Origin of the sequence: Aliiroseovarius conchicola (assembly GCF_041403445.1) — a bacterium.
Classification (GTDB): domain Bacteria; phylum Pseudomonadota; class Alphaproteobacteria; order Rhodobacterales; family Rhodobacteraceae; genus Aliiroseovarius; species Aliiroseovarius conchicola.
This window is the reverse complement of record NZ_JBGEHL010000025.1, coordinates 1-16645: the sequence shown is the minus strand read 5'-3', so window position 1 is coordinate 16645 and position 16645 is coordinate 1. Positions and strand designations below refer to the sequence as shown.

Annotated in this window: 13 protein-coding genes and 5 pseudogenes; 6 read left to right on the top strand and 12 right to left on the bottom strand. The window is 55.6% G+C overall.

What is annotated here, in order from left to right:
* Window positions 1–110 (top strand): annotated as a pseudogene (locus tag V6N04_RS19060) (IS200/IS605 family transposase); the annotation flags it as partial.
* On the opposite strand, the gene V6N04_RS18415 reads toward V6N04_RS19060, so the two are convergent.
* Window positions 62–691 (bottom strand): IS110 family transposase, encoded by a 630-nt coding sequence (locus V6N04_RS18415; protein WP_371171649.1) that lies wholly within the window; start codon window positions 689–691, stop codon window positions 62–64. The pseudogene V6N04_RS19060 and the gene V6N04_RS18415 sit on opposite strands and share 49 nt — an antisense overlap.
* Window positions 692–1023: 332 nt before the next feature.
* Between V6N04_RS18415 and V6N04_RS18410 the strand changes: the two genes are divergently transcribed.
* Entirely contained in the window at window positions 1024–1242 is a 219-nt protein-coding gene (locus V6N04_RS18410) for a hypothetical protein (RefSeq protein ID WP_371171648.1), read from the top strand.
* An 83-nt stretch (window positions 1243–1325) separates the two neighbouring features.
* On the opposite strand, the gene V6N04_RS18405 is transcribed toward V6N04_RS18410, so the two are convergent.
* Both V6N04_RS18405 and V6N04_RS18400 read right to left on the bottom strand, forming a co-directional pair.
* Complete coding sequence (locus V6N04_RS18405; protein ID WP_371171647.1) at window positions 1326–1709, bottom strand: type II toxin-antitoxin system VapC family toxin; 384 nt, start codon at window positions 1707–1709, stop codon at window positions 1326–1328.
* Window positions 1706–1963 carry a type II toxin-antitoxin system Phd/YefM family antitoxin gene (locus V6N04_RS18400; RefSeq protein ID WP_371171646.1) on the bottom strand — a complete coding sequence of 86 codons (258 nt, stop codon included), beginning with the start codon at window positions 1961–1963 and terminating at the stop codon, window positions 1706–1708. Before V6N04_RS18400 ends, V6N04_RS18405 begins: the two co-directional genes overlap by 4 nt.
* A 290-nt stretch (window positions 1964–2253) precedes the next feature.
* Between V6N04_RS18400 and V6N04_RS18395 the strand changes: the two are divergent.
* A pseudogene (locus V6N04_RS18395) lies at window positions 2254–3363 on the top strand (IS110 family RNA-guided transposase).
* Window positions 3364–4067: 704 nt separating this feature from the next.
* Here the strand turns inward: V6N04_RS18395 and V6N04_RS18390 are convergent.
* The 8 genes and pseudogenes from V6N04_RS18390 to V6N04_RS18355 form a co-directional block, all read right to left on the bottom strand.
* Window positions 4068–4877 carry an ABC transporter permease gene (locus V6N04_RS18390; protein WP_371171645.1) on the bottom strand — a complete coding sequence of 270 codons (810 nt, stop codon included), beginning with the start codon at window positions 4875–4877 and terminating at the stop codon, window positions 4068–4070.
* Entirely contained in the window at window positions 4874–5734 is an 861-nt protein-coding gene (locus V6N04_RS18385) for an ABC transporter permease (RefSeq protein ID WP_371171644.1), read from the bottom strand. Before V6N04_RS18385 ends, V6N04_RS18390 begins: the two co-directional genes overlap by 4 nt.
* 63 nt (window positions 5735–5797) lie before the next feature.
* Entirely contained in the window at window positions 5798–6958 is a 1161-nt protein-coding gene (locus tag V6N04_RS18380) for an ABC transporter substrate-binding protein (protein ID WP_371171643.1), read from the bottom strand.
* Between the two features lie 22 nt (window positions 6959–6980).
* Window positions 6981–8036, bottom strand: coding sequence for an ABC transporter ATP-binding protein (locus V6N04_RS18375; RefSeq protein ID WP_371171642.1), 1056 nt, complete (start codon window positions 8034–8036; stop codon window positions 6981–6983).
* A complete protein-coding gene (locus V6N04_RS18370; RefSeq protein ID WP_371171641.1) occupies window positions 8036–10093 on the bottom strand; it encodes a hydantoinase/oxoprolinase family protein in 2058 nt (685 codons plus the stop codon). The genes V6N04_RS18375 and V6N04_RS18370 overlap by 1 nt, the downstream gene beginning before the upstream one ends.
* A complete protein-coding gene (locus V6N04_RS18365; RefSeq protein ID WP_371171650.1) occupies window positions 10090–11778 on the bottom strand; it encodes a hydantoinase B/oxoprolinase family protein in 1689 nt (562 codons plus the stop codon). Before V6N04_RS18365 ends, V6N04_RS18370 begins: the two co-directional genes overlap by 4 nt.
* Before the next feature lie 104 nt (window positions 11779–11882).
* Window positions 11883–14573: a helix-turn-helix transcriptional regulator gene (locus V6N04_RS18360; RefSeq protein WP_371171640.1), complete on the bottom strand. Its 2691-nt coding sequence runs from the start codon at window positions 14571–14573 to the stop codon at window positions 11883–11885.
* Between the two features lie 248 nt (window positions 14574–14821).
* Window positions 14822–15094: pseudogene (locus V6N04_RS18355) on the bottom strand (integrase core domain-containing protein); the annotation flags it as partial.
* Window positions 15095–15137: 43 nt separating this feature from the next.
* Here V6N04_RS18355 and V6N04_RS19055 point away from each other — a divergent pair.
* Both V6N04_RS19055 and V6N04_RS18350 read left to right on the top strand, forming a co-directional pair.
* Window positions 15138–15284, top strand: a pseudogene (locus V6N04_RS19055) (IS30 family transposase); the annotation flags it as partial.
* A 197-nt stretch (window positions 15285–15481) separates the two neighbouring features.
* Window positions 15482–15802, top strand: coding sequence for a DUF6653 family protein (locus tag V6N04_RS18350; protein ID WP_371171639.1), 321 nt, complete (start codon window positions 15482–15484; stop codon window positions 15800–15802).
* A gap of 4 nt (window positions 15803–15806) precedes the next feature.
* On the opposite strand, the pseudogene tnpA reads toward V6N04_RS18350, so the two are convergent.
* Window positions 15807–16079: pseudogene (gene tnpA, locus V6N04_RS18345) on the bottom strand (IS200/IS605 family transposase); the annotation flags it as partial.
* Between tnpA and V6N04_RS18340 the strand changes: the two are divergent.
* Window positions 16044–16340, top strand: coding sequence for a hypothetical protein (locus V6N04_RS18340; protein WP_371171637.1), 297 nt, complete (start codon window positions 16044–16046; stop codon window positions 16338–16340). The pseudogene tnpA and the gene V6N04_RS18340 overlap by 36 nt on opposite strands.
* Window positions 16341–16645: the final 305 nt, after the last annotated feature.

Below are 16645 nucleotides of genomic sequence, written 5' to 3'. Positions count from 1 at the left end.
GATTTTGGGGCCGTGGGTATTTCTCGACCACCAACGGTGCCATCACAGAGGACATCGTACTTCAGTACTTGGAAAAGCACATCGCCGATCCTACCGGCGCCAGCCGGTAGTCGTTCAGTTCCTCAAAAGCGAGTTGCTGATGAGGAAAGCGAAACCGACGGAGTTCTGCCAGCCAGCGGCGGTGGCGCTGTGTCCAGTATTGGCCATTCTCATAGCGCAAGCCATGGCGCAGAAGGAAACTCAGAAGCTGCTGTTTCGCTGTCTTCACCGCATCGACCGCTTGCTTGCGGGCGCGGATCAGATCGCGCATTGCCTCTTGTTCCGCGTCAGGTGTCCAGATCGGTGTCAGTTCCCCCGCACGCCAAAGTCGCGCCAGCATCTCGGCATCGCGCCGATCGGTCTTGACCCGGTCCCCCGTCTTGCGCGGGATCATTGAAGGGGCAATCACAGCACACTCGAACCCAAGCTTCGTTAAATGTCGGTGGAGGCCGTATCCACATGGCCCGGCTTCATAACAAAAGGATGGGATATGCCCGTTCTTCGTCAAAGCCTTTGTTACCCGCAGCACTGCATCCGCCGAGTTGACGATGGTACCGTGGAACCTGAGTTCCCCGCTACGTCCATCCTCAGCGACAGCTACTGCAATCGTATCCTTGTGGACATCCAGTCCAACATAAAGCGTTTTGTTCATTTGTGTTTCCTCCGTCGAACAATCCTATGTTCGCCGAGAAAATCACAGGCACAGCGCCCGCCGCAAAAACACTCATTCGGTCTAAGAAAATAAGCTTTTGAAAAATATAGATATATTCTGTGATGTGTCACAGTCGACGCGTGAATTTCGAGAATTTTAACCCATTGATATTAAACGGTAAAAATCCTTAGCGTGTTTTTCTGCACTGAGCCGCACTCGACCCCGAGTATGCGACCCGCGCAACCGTTCCTGTCCGCAGCAACGACTATCATGTCCTTCCGGTCTCGGAAAAACAGCTGCGATATGCCCGTCAAATTGCGCAAAGACAGAATATGGTATTGCCAGCAGATGTGATGGCGGACCGGGCACGGCTGTCGGCCTGGATTGATAAACACAAGAGCCGCGCCGTGCAGGGGCGGTTTTCAAACTATCCGTCGTCCAAACAAGTTGCCTTTGCCGAGCGGATTGCGCGGATCAAACGTCGTCAGGTGCCGCAGGAGTGCTTTCGGGATCGGGGACTGATGTCGAGATGGATTGACAACAACCTGTAACGCGCCAGACTGTGGCTCACGGTCACGCGAGGCTTTATCACATATCTGGATTCCTGCACCTGTGCGGAAAGACAATGTGGAAGTCACAACACGCCCACCAAATCCGTTTTGGTAAAATCATTGCCGATAAACAGCAACGGGCAGTCATATTCCTGCGCCAGCGCGTAGGCGAAGCAATCTCCAAAGTTCAGGCCCGCCGGGTGAATACCTTTGCCCCATGTCTGATAGGCAGTCGCCACGCGCTGCGCAGCGGCTGCAGACAGGCTGACAACCTCAAAACCAAGACCAGTCACCAGATCCCGCATCTCATCACCGATACCTCTGCGGTCAGCCACGATCTGCGCCTCGGCCAGTGTCGCGGCAGAAATCAACAGCCGTTCGTTTGATGTGAGAGCCTCGGTGCACGCTGCCGCCTCCCGCTCATCCAGCAGGATTGCCATCAATGCTGACGTATCGACTGCGATCATTCGGGCAGGCCGTCATCATCATATAGAAAATCCTGGCTGTCGACCGCGCAGACACCCGGTTGCACCTTGTCTGCCGCTCTTGCTTTTATTTCGTCGATCAAGGCTCGGCGGTTTCTGGCATTTGGGCGTGTCTGCACCGGTGCCAACCGAACGATGGCTTTGCCATGTCGCGTGAGAATGACCTCATCGCCCGCCTCTGCACGGCGGATCAGATCGGTCAACTGGCCTTTGGCTTCGGAAACAGACACCTGCATAAATCTCTCCTTTCTCACAATATAGACCATTCATTGGTCCAATTCAATAACCTCAGAGACAGAGGGAGGGGTCGAGTGCGGCTCAGTGCAGAAAAACACGCTAAGGATTTTTACCGTTTAATATCAATTTGTTAAAGTTCTCGAAATTCACGCGTCGACTGTGACACATCACAGAATATATCTATATTTTTCAAAAGCTTATTTTCTTAGACCAGATGAGCGTTTTTGTTGCGGGTGCATCGCCCGTGGTTTTCTCGACGAACATGGATTGTTTGACGGAGGAAACACGAATGAACAAAACGCTGTATGTGGGACTGGACGTCCACAAAGATACGATAGCGGTGGCTGTTGCTGAGAACGGTCGTGGTGGCGAGATCCGCTATCACGGGGCTATTCTCAACTCGGCAGATGCAGTTCTGAGATTGACCAAAACACTGACGAAGAATGGAGACACACCATCATTCTGCTATGAAGCCGGGCCTTGCGGTTACGGTCTGCATCGTCATCTCATCAAGCTCGGATTTGAATGCGCGGTTTTTCGCCTTCAATGATCCCGCGCAAGGCTGGTGATCGGATAAAAACTGATCGGCGCGATGCCGAGATGCTGGCGCGACTTTGGCGTGCGGGGGAACTGACACCGATCTGGACACCTGACGCGGAACAAGAGGCAATGCGCGATCTGATCCGCGCCCGCAAGCAGGCAATGGATGCGGTGAAGACAGCCAAACAGCAGCTTCTGAGTTTTCTGCTGCGCCACGGGTTGCGATATCAGAACGGCAAATACTGGACGCAACGCCACCGCCGCTGGCTGGCAGAGATGCGCCGCTTCCGTTTCCCGCACCAGCAGCTGGCTTTTGAAGAATACAAACGTGCGGTCACCCAAGCCGAGGATCGGGTCGCAACGCTGGACAAGGTAATAGATGATGCCATTCCGAACTGGCATTTCGCGCCAATCGTTGATTCATTGCGTGCCCTGCGCGGGGTCAACACAACTGTCGCAGCGACCGTTGTGGTCGAAATTGGTGACATCACTCGGTTCGAAAATCCCCGGCAGCTCATGTCCTGGCTTGGCCTCGTTCCAAGCGAGCATTCCAGTGGCAACACGGTCAGAAGAGGGCGATTGACCAAGACAGGCAATGCTTTGGCCCGGACAATGCTTGTGGAAGCAGGTTGGTCATATCGCCACCCGCCCAAGGAGGGGGCATCCGTATCTAAAACGATCCGCTCACTTGCCGCAGCATATCAAGGACATCGGCTGGAAAGCACAAACCCGGTTGTGCAAACGATATCGTGACCTCAGTCGAACAGGCAAACCGCAACCTCGTGTTTTGTCTGCCATCGCTCGGGAACTGGCCGGGTTCGTTTGGGATATCGCCAGGCAGACGCCGCTGAAACCCTAACCGAGACCCATCCAAACTGCCTGTGCAGTACGCAGGAGATGGGAGCCATTGATGGGGAAATCCTCGGAGTGCGTTGGAGAAAACACTCGGTCTTAGAGAGAGGCAATCCCACGTCGTATTTGGTAAGGCGGTATCCAATCCGCGGATGAGAGCATGACAACACTCGGTTCGGCTCACCGTCTCCAGCGCCTGTACAGGCAACAAACTTTGACCATCCTGCACCAGCGGGGTAGTCTCATCGTGTCGTGAAAATCAAAAACGCTCATGAGAACGTACAATTTAGCACTGAGCCGCACTCGACCCCATCATCGCTAAATCCCCCCCAAATCCTACAATACTGAGTGAATCAAACGACTTGCTTCAAAGCAACAGAGACTTCTTCAACAAAATAAGCCCATTGCAGACGTGTCGAATTCTTGCTGCGCGCGCGCAGATATAGTCTTACCACGAAGCACAATATCCGTAGCCACGGTGCAGCGAAGCAGAGGATTCAATACAGTTGTGGCGGATAATGCATGGGATTTTTCGTGGTCGGATTAATACTTGCTCATGTTTAGCTCTCTCAACCCAGGTACGAGGAATGATTTGCTTTTCTATTTGGATCACGTTGCGGGCGCAGCAGTCAAGGCAACTTCCGTGCCATGATCGCACCCTGGGCATACCTCCGGTATTCGCCGTTCTGCGCAACGAGGTCGATATTCGAACTAGCCACCCGCGCTCTTCCGACTTCGGCGCGCCGAAAGGTACATGAAGCCGCCTACAGCAAGGATCGAGGCGAAGAAGATGCTACCCGACAATGCATAGATCGTCGGTGTGGCCCCAGAATTCATTTTGCCGAACATGACGAGTGGCAGCGTGTTTTGACGACCGACCAGATAGCTTGAGCGGGCAAACTCGTTCAGTGACAGCAGGAACGAGAATATTACACCGCCAACCAGTCCAGGGACGATCAGGGGCAAGACGATATGAACTACGCGCTGACGCCAGGATGCGCCCAGATCAGCGGCTGCCAGCAGATAAGATTTCTTGATAGTGACCATGCTTGTTAAAATCACGATAAAGGCAAAAGGCAGGGTCCAGAGCAAGTGTCCGAGGGCAACGGTGCCCCAGAACGGCACAACCTGCCAACGGTTCAGGATGACTGAAAGCGCCAGGCCCTGGACAATGCCAGGAACGAACATCGGGAGCAGAACGACTAGAAACCAGATGTTTCTGAGGCGGCCAAGTTCAAGATAGGCCAAGGATGCGGCCAGCGCCGCAACAACGGAAACAACCGTTGCAGCCGTGGCGATCAGAAGCGATTCTCGCAATGCTGCGAGCAATCCGCGCTCATTCGCCAGTTCGGCATACCATTTCAGACTCATATCTCCAATGGCTGGCAAGCCCGGCTGAAGTTCGGGATTGAAAGAAATCCCCAACAGGTAGACTGGCGGCAGGTAGACCACAATTATGGCAACCGCAGTCAGCAGCCAGATCAGGAGGCGAACGGAGCGGTTCTCAAACCCAACAATCATTTGAAATCCTCAAACAGGCGGGTGAGCCCGAAAATGCGCTCACCGATCAGCACGACGGCGAAAAGAGCGACCAGCGTGACCGCGGAGATGGCGAACGCCAGAGGGAAGTTCACCACGCGCATGACGTCGGTGATCATGATCGAAATCATCGAGGCGCCTGCGCCTCCAAGCATTTTTACTTCGGTTGACGAACCGGCGGCCATCACGAAGACAAACAGAAATCCGGCAAAAATCCCCGGCTTGCTGAGCGGCAGGATTACCGTGCCAAGCATAGTCCAGAATCCGGCCCCAAGGTCCTGGCTGGCAGCCAGGTAATTGGGCTCGACCCGGCTCAGGGACAAAAGGATCGGAAAGACGACAAAAGGCAGATAGGATGCAACCAAACCGACCATGACCGCAAAATCGCTGAACAAAAGCCAGTCCAGCGGATCTGCGATCAGACCGAGTTCCATGAGTGTATTGTTGACCAAACCCTTGCGCCCCAGCACCAGTCGCCAGGAAAAGGCGCGAATGAGGTAAGAGGTAAAGAACGGGATGGTGAAGGCCGCCATTAGAATGAAAGCCCAGCGACGGCTGGCGACAAAGTGAATGGCCAGTGCGGCGGGGTATCCGACGAGTACGCAAAACACCGCAGCAGCTGCCGATTTGACAAAGGTTGCGATCAGGACTTTCCAGCGTCCCGCCTCGCCAATGGCCGCGTAGGCATCGAACGACAGTTCGGGCTTGATCCAGTAGGTCGCCGGATCCCAGGCCCAGAAGCTCCAGACCAGCACAACGGCCAGGGGGACAATCCCAAGAGCCAGGATCATCAGCATCGCTGGTGAGGCCAGCGTCAGCCCTCGTTTGGTCTGAAACATGTCGCTTTGACTTTCGTTTAGGGGCGGGTGCGCCAGCTGCCAGCCGGCGCACCCAAGGCGATATCAGGTGTTACGCAGTTTCTGCCACCATTCTTCATAGAACTGGAAGTTGTCAGGGCGGGTGTTCTGCCAATACACCTTGCCCGAGAACTTGTTGCGTACATGATCCACCGTTCCGGCAACGGCAGCTGGATCAACGTCTCCGGGATTGGCCTCGGCATAGGTGGTGTTATTGTCACAGGGAACAACGTAGCCACGCGACTGGCTCAGATGTGCGCCGTAGTAGCCGCCATAGATCCAGTTGGCAAAGGCGTGAGCTGCGTCGCTCATTCCGCGCTCGACAGCACCACGATGCAGAAGCATGTTGTTGCCCCAGCCCTCGTAGCCTTCGACGGGTGCGGCATAGGCCACATCCAGCCCGCGTTTCTGACCTTCGAGAACAATTGGTTCCCAGCCTGTCATCGCGTCGACTTCTTCGTTGGCGACCAGTTGAACGCCCTGTTCCCAGCCATTCCAGAATGTACGGAACTGCCCATCACGTTTGTGTTTGATCAGGAACTCCATGACCAGGCCCAGCTCATCTTCAGTCAGGTTGCCCGGCTCGACAATGGGTGCGTTCTCGGATTCCTTGAGATACATGGCGGTGAAAATCGCCGAGTTGATCCAAGCGTCTTCCATCGCCACGCGGCCTTTCAGCTTGGGATCGAAGATGACCCCGTAACTGTCGACAATGCCGAGTTTGTCTTTGCGAAAAATGATCGAATCCGCATTGACGACGCAGGGAAGGCCGATCTGTTGACCTTCATGAGTAAGGAACGGAATGTCCTTCGCCCATTGCCAGACCTTGTCCCAATTAGGAATCTTGGAGGTGTCCCAAGGCACCACAGCACCTTGTGCGGCCAGTTCCTTTTCTGCACCCCCCTGCAAGCCACTGACGTCGTAAACAGCGTTGGCGTTACCTGCCACAAGCCGCGCCACGATCGGGCCGGGATCATTGCCGTTATCGGTGAAAATCACGTTAAGGTCGGCATCTTCGGATGCCCGCGCCCACATGTCACCAATATCAAGCGTCCCGGTTCCCCAAAAGGCGATATCGTCGCCCGCGGCATATGCCATGCCCGGAAGCATGGACAAGGCTGACAGCGCTGCTGCGCTCCCGGACGTCATTTTCAACATGTGCCGGCGGCTCATATTGCTGAACAGATGTGAGTTTCTTTTTGTCATCAGATTTCTCCCTGTTTGGTTGTCATTCCATGACCGGGACAAGCGCCCCGTCGGTGAAGGTTGCCGCCACCGCGCTCCCTGGTTCCAAACCCTCGGGCATGGATTCAGATGCAATTTCTGCCGTCAGTTCACTACCGTCACCAAGCGCCAACAGGCATTCATAGTAACGACCTCTGAAATGCAGATCTTTCAGAGTTAGATTGATCCCTTTGCCAGGTTCTGTAAGTTCAACTCTGTCTGGGCGGATCGCCAGTTTCCTAGGCAGGACCTCGCCTATAAAACCGGGCAGGACGAATGTTTTTCCAGCAATTGTAGCGCGCAGACCGGCGCCGATGCGTTCTTGTTTCTCAGGGGTGATAATCGATTCAAGTCCCACAAACCGCGCCACGAACTCGTTGTTGGGCTGATGAAGTATCTCATCTGGCGCTCCAATTTGTTCCAGACGGCCGTCATGCATGATGGCCATCCGATCCGAAAGGCTCAGGGCTTCATCCTGATTGTGCGTGACCAGAACAAATGTGGCATTGGTGCGTTTGTGCAGACGGCCAAATTCGTCGCGCATCTGCTGACGAAGTCTCTCATCCAGTCCGGTGAGTGGTTCGTCCAGCAGCAAGATGCCCGGTTCCATCACAAGCGACCGCGCCAAGGCAACTCGCTGACGTTGCCCGCCCGAAAGGGCAGAGATGTCACGATCTTCATAGCCTTCCAGATCGACCAGTTGCAGGACGTTGCGAACTTTGTCCTTGATTTCACCAGCGGACGTTTTCCTGACTCTCAGACCATATCCAACATTTCGCCCCACGCTCATATGGGGAAACAGAGCTAGGTCCTGAAACACCGTGTTGCACGGACGCTTGCTGGCAGGAATCGTTGCCATGTCCTGGCCATCGAATTCCAATGTGCCGTCTGTCGGGCTGTCAAACCCCGCAAGCATTTTCAAAAGTGTGCTCTTTCCCGATCCGGACGAGCCCAGTAGGGTAAAGAACTCACCGGCTTGGATATCGAGGCTCAGGTTGTCGACAGCCTTCACATCCCCAAATCGGCGACTAAGGTTGTTCATATTGATTGCAATAGCCATCAGTTGGCTCTCGTTTCCTTGATAATCAGCAGCCCGTGTGCATCACGACTGACTTGCTGGCCGCTCAAGACAAGCGTTGTGGTTGTCGGTTCTTCTACCAAAACCGGACCCTTAAGGATTTCGTCGGATGGCAGGGCTTCGCGGTCGTATGTGGTGCAGGGTGTCCAGCCGAGGGTCTTGTTCTGGAGAACCTCGCGACCGCCCCTCTTTGCCTTTTCTTTTGTAAGTTCCTCGGACGCGATTGTCTGAAACGATATCACAGGGCTTTCCATTTCGGCAGTGACATGAACGCCTGTGATCTCGACAGCCGTCTCAGGTAGCTCGAATGAATAGGCGGTCTTGTGGGCGGCGTGGAAGGTTTTCGCGATGGCGTGCGCATCGGTGACGTCATCAACATGGGTTGAAACCGAATGCTCTTGGCCGCGATAGCGCATCTGCAGGGACACCGAGCAATTCAAATCCTCGGCGCGGGCTACGCCAAAATACTCGACCGCATCACGACGCAAGCCTTCAATTTCGGTCTGAAGCGGCGAAATCACTGCGTCGTTCAACTCGCGAAACCATGTTTTGCGCATGTCTGCGCGCGGTCTGGCCGCAAGCATTCCCCAGGCCGAAAAGATGCCCGCATGTGGCGGGATCACAACCCGTTTGGCATTCAGTTCGCGCCCAAGACTGGCGGCAAAAAGCGGTCCGCCACCGCCGGTCACAACCAGCGTGAAATCGCGCGGGTCATGGCCGCGCTGGATTGTCACCAGCTTAAGCGCGTTGATCATGTTGGCCTCAGCCAGTTCCACCACCGCAAGAGCTGCCTGGTCGGCATCCATGCCCAGTTTCTCGCCCAGACGGCCCATGGCGGCACGTGCGCTCTCCAGATCGAGGTCGAACTGACCGGTGGCAAAATTGTCGGGATCAATCACACCGGTCAGCAGTTTGGCATCGGTTACCGTTGGTTCGGTTCCGCCGCGGCCATAGCAAACCGGCCCAGGATCGGATCCGGCGCTGTCCGGTCCCACAGTCAATGCGCCAAACGCATCAACCCGGGCGATGGACCCGCCACCTGCGCCGATCTCGACGATGTCCACCACGGGCACCTGGACCGGATAACCGGGGGAGGTGCGGCTCCATTCCATACGGTAGTCCGAGAATACCCTTGGCTTCCCATCGACAATGACCGAACATTTGGCCGTGGTGCCGCCCACATCGAAGGCCAAAATATTTGGCTCATTCAGGATCTCACCGACCCGTGCGGCACCGGCGATCCCACCGGATGGGCCAGATTCAACAAGGTTCAGCGGAGACTCGGCTGCCTGCGCGAACGAGGCCACGCCACCATTGGACAACATGGCGTAATGCGCGCATTTGACCGCAACGTCGATAAGTTTGGTTTCCAGTTTCGCGAAATACCGCGCGATGATCGGTTTGACATAGGCGTTCAGCGCAACCGTGTTTGACCGCTCGTATTCGCGCCAAAGCCCTGAGACCTCGTGACTGCAACAGATGGTGACGCCATCCAGAACTTCACCCAGAGCACGCCCGCATTCGGCCTCATGTTCAGGGTTAGCGTAGGAGTTCAGAAACAGGATAGCGACTGCTTCAACTTGTTCGGTGCGTAATTTTTCGGCAATAGCAGCAATATCCTCATGGCTGATTGCCTCTTCGACCTCGCCCCGCGCGTTGATCCGCTCGGACACTTCGAAGCGCAAGGCACGCTCGACATAGGGTTTTGGGCTGTGAAACTGAAGATTGTACAGGTCCGGACGGTTGCCTCGTGCAATCTCCAGCACGTCACGGAACCCGCGGGTGGTCACCAGCGCGGTCTTGACGCCTTTTCTTTCGGTTATGGCGTTGATCACGGTCGTGCCGCCATGCACGAAAAATCCGACACGATCCGTTTGCAACCCGTCGTCGTTTTGAGCCAAGGCAATGGTGTCGAGCACACCACGCGATTGATCATCGGTCGTGGTCAGACTTTTGGCGCTGTAGATTCGACCGGACTTTTCATCATAGCCCAGAAGATCGGTGAAGGTGCCGCCCACATCTGTTGCCAGCCTGATCATGCTTGTGCGTCCTCGTATCCGTAGATGTCTTTGGCAGTCTCGGCCGAAATCAAGCCCGCGCGCAGATCCTGTTTGATGTCGGCTTGGCTGCGTTCTTTCGGGTCACCCCAACCTCCACCACCACCCGTGCAAATGCGCACGATGTCGCCCGATTTCAGGCGGCGGTCGCTCAGACGTCCATAAGAGGTGACACGCCCGGTTGCAGCCTCGACAACCTCGAACCGGTTAAGGCTACCTGTATGGCCGCCATCGATGGCCCAAGGCGGGGTCGCATTGCGGCCAAAGCTGCCGGTCAGCAAGGTATCGTCGGTTTGCACTTCGTATTCGCGCACCACGCCATAGCCACCACGATAACGACCCGCACCAGTTCCACCTTCGACATTGAAATCGTACCGGCGTACCCGGAACGGGAATTTGGCCTCAAGTAACTCGACCGAGTAGTTATAGGTATCGCCATCCGTCAGGGATATGACGGCGTTCGCGCCATCCTGATCCTGGCACGCGCCCCAACCGCCGTGGGTTGGTTCGATATGAATGAATTCTTCACCATCCGGCGTGCGCCCGCTCAGATAGATCACGCAAAGCGATGAATAGGATCCGGCGGAAACCCGGTCGGTCATCAATGGCGCCATGGCCTGCCAGACCAGTTCAGATGCCTGCACGGACCCTTCGTAGTACCAGCCGGTTGGCGAGGGTTTCTCTGCGGTAAACACCGTGCCCGAGGGCGCTGTGACCGTCAGGGGCCGAAACCAGCCCTCGTTCGAGGGTTCGCGCGGGGCAACCATGGCCTTGAAGACCGATTTGACCGCGGACTGAAGCGCACCGGCGCCACAATTGATCGGACCCGCCAGCGCCGGCGGGCAACCAGTGAAATCGGCCTCGACCGTTTCACCTTTAACGGTGATCTTAACGCCGACTTTGATAGGTGTATCTGACACCCCATCGCCGTCGATCACGTCGGTTGCAGTATAGACTCCATCTGGAAGGTCTCTGATTACAGCACGGCTGCGCTCGGCAGACCCTTCAATAATTGCATCGTAGCTGGCGGTGACAGTTGGTACGCCGTAGCGATCGAACACGTCTTTGAAACGCTGATCTGCAATGCGAACCGTCGCAATCTGGGCATTCAGATCGCCCATCGCAATCTCGGGCAAACGGGTGTTTTCGCCGATAATACGCACAATCTCGTCATTCAGGACGTCGCCCCGCGCAAGCCGAATGCGCGACAGACGCAGCCCTTCCTGAAAGGTAGAAGTCGCATTCGGCGGCAGGCTACCGGGCACTGCACCGCCCACATCCACCCAATGGGCCACATTCAGCGCGTAGGCGACAAGGTCATCGCCGGAAAAAATCGGGCGGATGATGGCAAAGTCGCAGGCATGGGTACCACCGTGATAGGGATCGTTGGTCACAAACATGTCACCGGGCTGCATATCATCACGATAGATCTCGACCACTGACCTAAGCTGGGTCGAGAACGTACCGGTGAAAAGCGTGATCCCATTAGTCTGGGCAATCAGTTCCAGCTTGGCGTCACAAATGCCGCAGGCGAAATCCAACACCTCGTAGATGACCGGCGACATGCTGGTCCGCTGCATCACGACGCCCATCTCATCGACAATCGAAAGCAGTTTGCCTTGGATAATCTCCAGCGTTACAGGGTCAAGTTGATCGGTCTTTGGCATTTCGTACAAGTTTCCCCACCTTTTCCTTAAGAGTAGAAAAACAAAGTCGTGGTGTAGCCCACCCATTCGGGTGGGATGGGGGAAACACCATGTCGGGCCGCTGATCAGCCTTCTGAAAGCCGAACAACCCGTGCGCGCATAGCCGCGGCGGTGCGGGTGCTAACCCTCAATTTCTTAAAGATATTTGCGACATGATATTTCACCGTATTGTCGCTGACATCCAGTTCGCGCCCGATTTCCTTGTTGGATTTGCCCTGCTCAAGAAACCTCAAAACTTTTGTCTCACTCTTGGTCAGATGGATGACCTCACCGGTGGTTTCATCGCCTGACAGGGCGCTTTCAAACATCACTTCACCGACCCGCGAGAGGCGGCGATGGACAAGCGAATCGCGGTCGGCCCGGCCCAGTACGCTTGATACGAGCGGGGCGATGCGCTGGCCAATCTGGCGAAACGGCATTCGGTAGCAATCGACCGGGTTTGTCAGCACAAGGCGCTCCAGCCGTCTTTCGGCCAGGGCCTGCTCGCCTGTTTCTTGCAGAAGAAGCGTATTCAGGATCTCCATACGGATTTTACGGGGCGTATTGATCGCACCAGACTGGCGGTCCTTCAGCGCCTCAAGATGTGCGCCCGTACCAGTCAGGTCACCGCTGCGCAAATCCAGGTCCGCCTCAAGAGCCTCAAAGGGCACGCCCCGGATGGTCACGGCTCTATCAAGAGAATTAGCAGCACTGCCCTTGCGGGAGCCGCGCAGTTCGTCGATCAGGAACCGGGCCTCATCCAACTGCCCCGAAATAGACAGACCCTCGATACGCAACAGGGCCACAAGATCAAAAAGCCGATGATATCCACGGGCTTGCGCGATGTCCTCAGCGATAGAAAACACAGTTTCTGCACGGGCGATATTGCGTTCGACAAACGCCAGTCGCGCCCCGGACAGGACCAGTGCCGCCAGCGGATCAAACCAGGTATCGCTTTCACCCAGCCGCGTCAGGGCCATCTCGATAAATGGACCATGGCTCACGTCACAGGAGTTTTCCACTTCTGTCTCGACCATGAGCGCCTTGGTCATCAAAGTCAGATCGGCAAGTGGCCCAAGAGTTGCTTCACAATAACTCAAATGTCTCGCGAGCGTTGTCTGCGCCGCCGCAAAGCGCCCCAGAAAGAACTCAGACTGTCCGATATGAAGTGGCAAATGCGCGGCGCCGAAATTGGAATTTGCCGACCTAAAACTCGCCGCAGCCTGCCGACCGAACCCGATGGCTGCATCGAACACTCCATTTTGCAACGAGGCAAAGCACAGCAAATTCTGTGTCAACGCGACCTGCACCAAATCGATATTTGGCACCTGCATCAGGCTGTTCTCAAGCTGCGCGACCACATCTTCGGGGATCAGATCATCCCGGTAGAGCGACAAGAGAGCCTCAATCAGCCGGAATTCGCCTTGTGCGGAAAGGTCGTCGCCTGCAGCGGCCCGTTTGGAAAACCGGAGCAAATCCACCGCATATTCGATTTCGCCTCGCTTGGCAGAAGCTATCGCCAGCCCAAGCGCCGTTCGCGGAAAACGCGCCAACTCTAGTCGGTCCAGGCCAGCCAGTTCGTGAAACTGTTGGGCTGTTCCCTGCTCGCCGCGATAGATCAGCCGCCAACCGCCTGCCTGTTCGGAGACCTCTGCCGCAAGACGTAAATCTCCGGCCTTCAGCGCATAATTGATGGACCGGCGCCACTTCCCCTGGCTGGCAAGGAATTCAGTCGCCCGCTTTTGCGGCTCATACAGGTCGATATCGGCGCGTATGGCCCTTTCGGTAAGGTAGTCCAGAACGATCGAGTGCAACCGAACGCCAACCTGTTCGCCACCAGCGTTTTGCGGCAGTGCAAGTTGTTCCACCAATTTCATCAACCGGCCCGCCTGATCGTCTCCAAGAACGGCGTGCAACAGATCGGGTTGCAGGCTGTCGAACGCGGCCGCTTTGAACAGTAATTTCTGATCGCCTTGCGATAGACCTCCAAGGAGCATTTCCGACAAGTAATCCGCCATTTCCCTTTGAGTTCCGGAAAAATTCAGCAACCCCTCCACATTCATTCGGTTTTCCTTGAGCAGCACCAGGGCAAGCCGGATTGCAACTGGCCATCCATCAACTTTATGGTGGAATTTCTGCCATTGGTCAGTGTCTATGTCGACCTGCCATGCCTCGCGCAAACGGTCCGCCTCTGCTTTGGAAAATCGCAGTTCATTTGGGCCCAATTCCAGCATCTGGCCTTCCAGCCGAAGGTTGGACACCGGAATGCCGCAATCGTTTCGGGACGCGATGACCAGTCGCAGAGGCACAGTGTCATTCAGATAAACCAATCGGGTCAGAAGTCTAATCGTCACCTGGGATTTGATGAGATGGAAATCGTCGATCAAAACATAGAGCGGCGATGTCAGCTCTTGCGCGGCTCTCACGATCTGTTCGGTCAATCGGTTGCTGTCCATACCGAATGTACCAATGGAAAGAGCTGAGTTTCCGGCGAAAGAATGGATCGCCTTAAAAAAGCGCAGAAGGAAGGCGTCATCTCCATTGTCGTCGCCAATGACGACAATCATGTGAGGCAGTTCTTTATCCGTGAGCAGGCCCTGAATCTGCCCGAGTATTGTCGATTTGCCGCTGCCTGCTGGAGCTTGAATGACCACAAGTCTCTTGTCCAGGCGTGATTGATACTGCCCAAGCGCAGATTGTCTGAGAATTTCGCGCAGAGTTTCGGTCCTTCTGTGATCCGTCGCCGAGGCTGGCCCGTCGTCAAAGCCAACCAGCATGTTCTTTTTTTAACTCGCACGAACAAAGGATCCGCCAAGCCCTTTCACGCCCTAACCTCGTTGGAGACACCGCTGATGCCCTGAATTGGCGGAACCAATGTTTGCCGATCGCCTATTAATAGCGTATCCGACTCACGGCTTAAAGCACACTGCCCAACCGCACTCACCAGCTGAATGTCTCGCAGGCATTCGCCCATTCCACTATAGATCTGGACCTGTATCGGTTTTATGCCGCTCCGGTTTCTTGTTTAAGCGGCCTTTGCTTCGAAGGCCCGCGGGCTTTTCCAGCCCAATGCTGAGTGTCTACGGCGAGGATCGTAGAAGCCGTTGATGTACTGGAAGATCGCCATTTCGGCAGCGCGTCGGGTCTCCCAGGATTGCTGCCACAACAACTCCGCCTTGATCGTCTTGAAGAACGTCTCGACGACTGCGTTGTCATAACAGTTTCCCTTGCCGCTCATGGAGACCTTGAAGCCGTGCTGACGCAGAAGCTTCTGATAGTCATGCGAGCAATACTGGGCGGATTCAACCGGTCGTCGCAACACCCCTTTGATGGAGGTGTAGATGACAAAAACAGGCAGACGAAAGTCCGAGCGTTCCACGCGGGACAAATTAAAATCTCCAGGAAGGCCGCCAGTCTGGCAACGTGAGAATCTATGTCGATTCTGGCGGGCCGTTGCAGAGGGGCTATCCAGTGAGGATGCCCATGTCCATTCTCCTTTGTAACACGATACGTGGTCAAAGGAGCGGCAATCCCGGTACAGGTTCAGTTCGATCATTTTGCCCATTCAGGTCATCGCCTTCTCACCCCCAGTTTCCGGCTACAGGTTGCGCCGCCCCTCAATTCTCAGGCAGCCGCAGTCTTCACCGGATCTCGATAATCTTCTTCCTTTGTCAGAACGGCCCAAATGATCCGCGCCATTTGGACTTGGTTGAACCCGCGCTTGTTCGGTCCGCCCAGTTCGCAGGATGCCTGGATGACTCGGGGCGTATTGGGCGAGCGCATTTGGCTGGCGAAGGCAACTGACCCGATTCCACAGCACCACGCAAGGGTGGCTCGGCTGCTCAATCTTGCCGCTGGGGTGTCAGTTGTTGTCTTGGGCATCGGACTTTGGCAACTGGACTTTGCATTGACGCTTGCTGGTTTGATTGGCTCAATGGGTGCGAAGCTGTGGTTTTTGGATCGGATGGTCTGGCTCAAGGCCGATACTGACAAAAGGGAAAACTGAACGACTACCGGCTTGCGCTGGTAGGATCGGCGATGTGATTTTCCAAGTACTGAAGTACGATGTCCTCTGTGATGGCACCGTTGGTGATTGAGAAATTTCCCTCGCCCCAGAACTGGCGCCCCCAATAGCGCCTGCGCAGCGCGGGAGATTTCCGTTGCACCTTGTGTGACGAACGGTCCTTCATCCTGCGCACCAGATCGGAGACGGCAAACTTCGGCGACACAGACACGAACATGTGTACGTGGTCGCTCGACAACACCCCGCGCCTTACAGCGATATTTCTTCGACCAACACACGCCGGTTTTCAGTGGGGCTGTTGCTAAAGCAGCGGCTTTTCCGGCACCAGCCTGACGCGTCGGCGTGGACGATCCCGCAACCCGATTGGGCTTATGTTCATGCGGAAGTGCGGCGCAAGGGCGTGACGCTTGCGCTACTGTGGGAAGAGTATCGCGGCGTCTATCCTGATGGCTACGGATGCAGCCGGTACTGTGAGCTCTATACCCGGTGGGCGGGTATACTGTCGCCGTTGATGCGGTAGCGATATCCAGCCGGCAAGCGATTGTTCGTCGATTATGCCGGGCACACGGTCGATGTTGTTTGCCCTAAGACTGATGAGGTGCGTGCCTGCACAAGTGGTGCCGGACAATTTCAAAGCGGCGGTGATCAAAGCCTGTTTCCAGGATCCAGCGATCAACCGAACCTATAGGGACATGCCCGCGCATGTCCGTCGTCATATAAAGTTGGACATCATAGCGGCTTGAGCATTGGAGGCTCTGGCTCGTTTGTGTGATTGATTATGCGGCTTGTTTTTCGTGATGCAAGCGTCGTTGCCGGATTGTCTGT

Excerpts from the sequence above, each read along its gene's own strand:
- V6N04_RS18385 (WP_371171644.1), bottom strand. The coding sequence starts at position 5,734 with ATGTTTCAGACCAAACGAGGGCTGACGCTGGCCTCACCAGCGATGCTG.
- V6N04_RS18405 (WP_371171647.1), bottom strand. The coding sequence starts at position 1,709 with ATGATCGCAGTCGATACGTCAGCATTGATGGCAATCCTGCTGGATGAG.
- V6N04_RS18350 (WP_371171639.1), top strand. The coding sequence starts at position 15,482 with ATGATCCGCGCCATTTGGACTTGGTTGAACCCGCGCTTGTTCGGTCCG.
- V6N04_RS18365 (WP_371171650.1), bottom strand. The coding sequence starts at position 11,778 with ATGCCAAAGACCGATCAACTTGACCCTGTAACGCTGGAGATTATCCAA.
- V6N04_RS18380 (WP_371171643.1), bottom strand. The coding sequence starts at position 6,958 with ATGACAAAAAGAAACTCACATCTGTTCAGCAATATGAGCCGCCGGCAC.
- V6N04_RS18375 (WP_371171642.1), bottom strand. The coding sequence starts at position 8,036 with ATGGCTATTGCAATCAATATGAACAACCTTAGTCGCCGATTTGGGGAT.
- V6N04_RS18390 (WP_371171645.1), bottom strand. The coding sequence starts at position 4,877 with ATGATTGTTGGGTTTGAGAACCGCTCCGTTCGCCTCCTGATCTGGCTG.
- V6N04_RS18410 (WP_371171648.1), top strand. The coding sequence starts at position 1,024 with ATGGTATTGCCAGCAGATGTGATGGCGGACCGGGCACGGCTGTCGGCC.
- V6N04_RS18400 (WP_371171646.1), bottom strand. The coding sequence starts at position 1,963 with ATGCAGGTGTCTGTTTCCGAAGCCAAAGGCCAGTTGACCGATCTGATC.
- V6N04_RS18370 (WP_371171641.1), bottom strand. The coding sequence starts at position 10,093 with ATGATCAGGCTGGCAACAGATGTGGGCGGCACCTTCACCGATCTTCTG.
- V6N04_RS18360 (WP_371171640.1), bottom strand. The coding sequence starts at position 14,573 with ATGCTGGTTGGCTTTGACGACGGGCCAGCCTCGGCGACGGATCACAGA.
- V6N04_RS18415 (WP_371171649.1), bottom strand. The coding sequence starts at position 691 with ATGAACAAAACGCTTTATGTTGGACTGGATGTCCACAAGGATACGATT.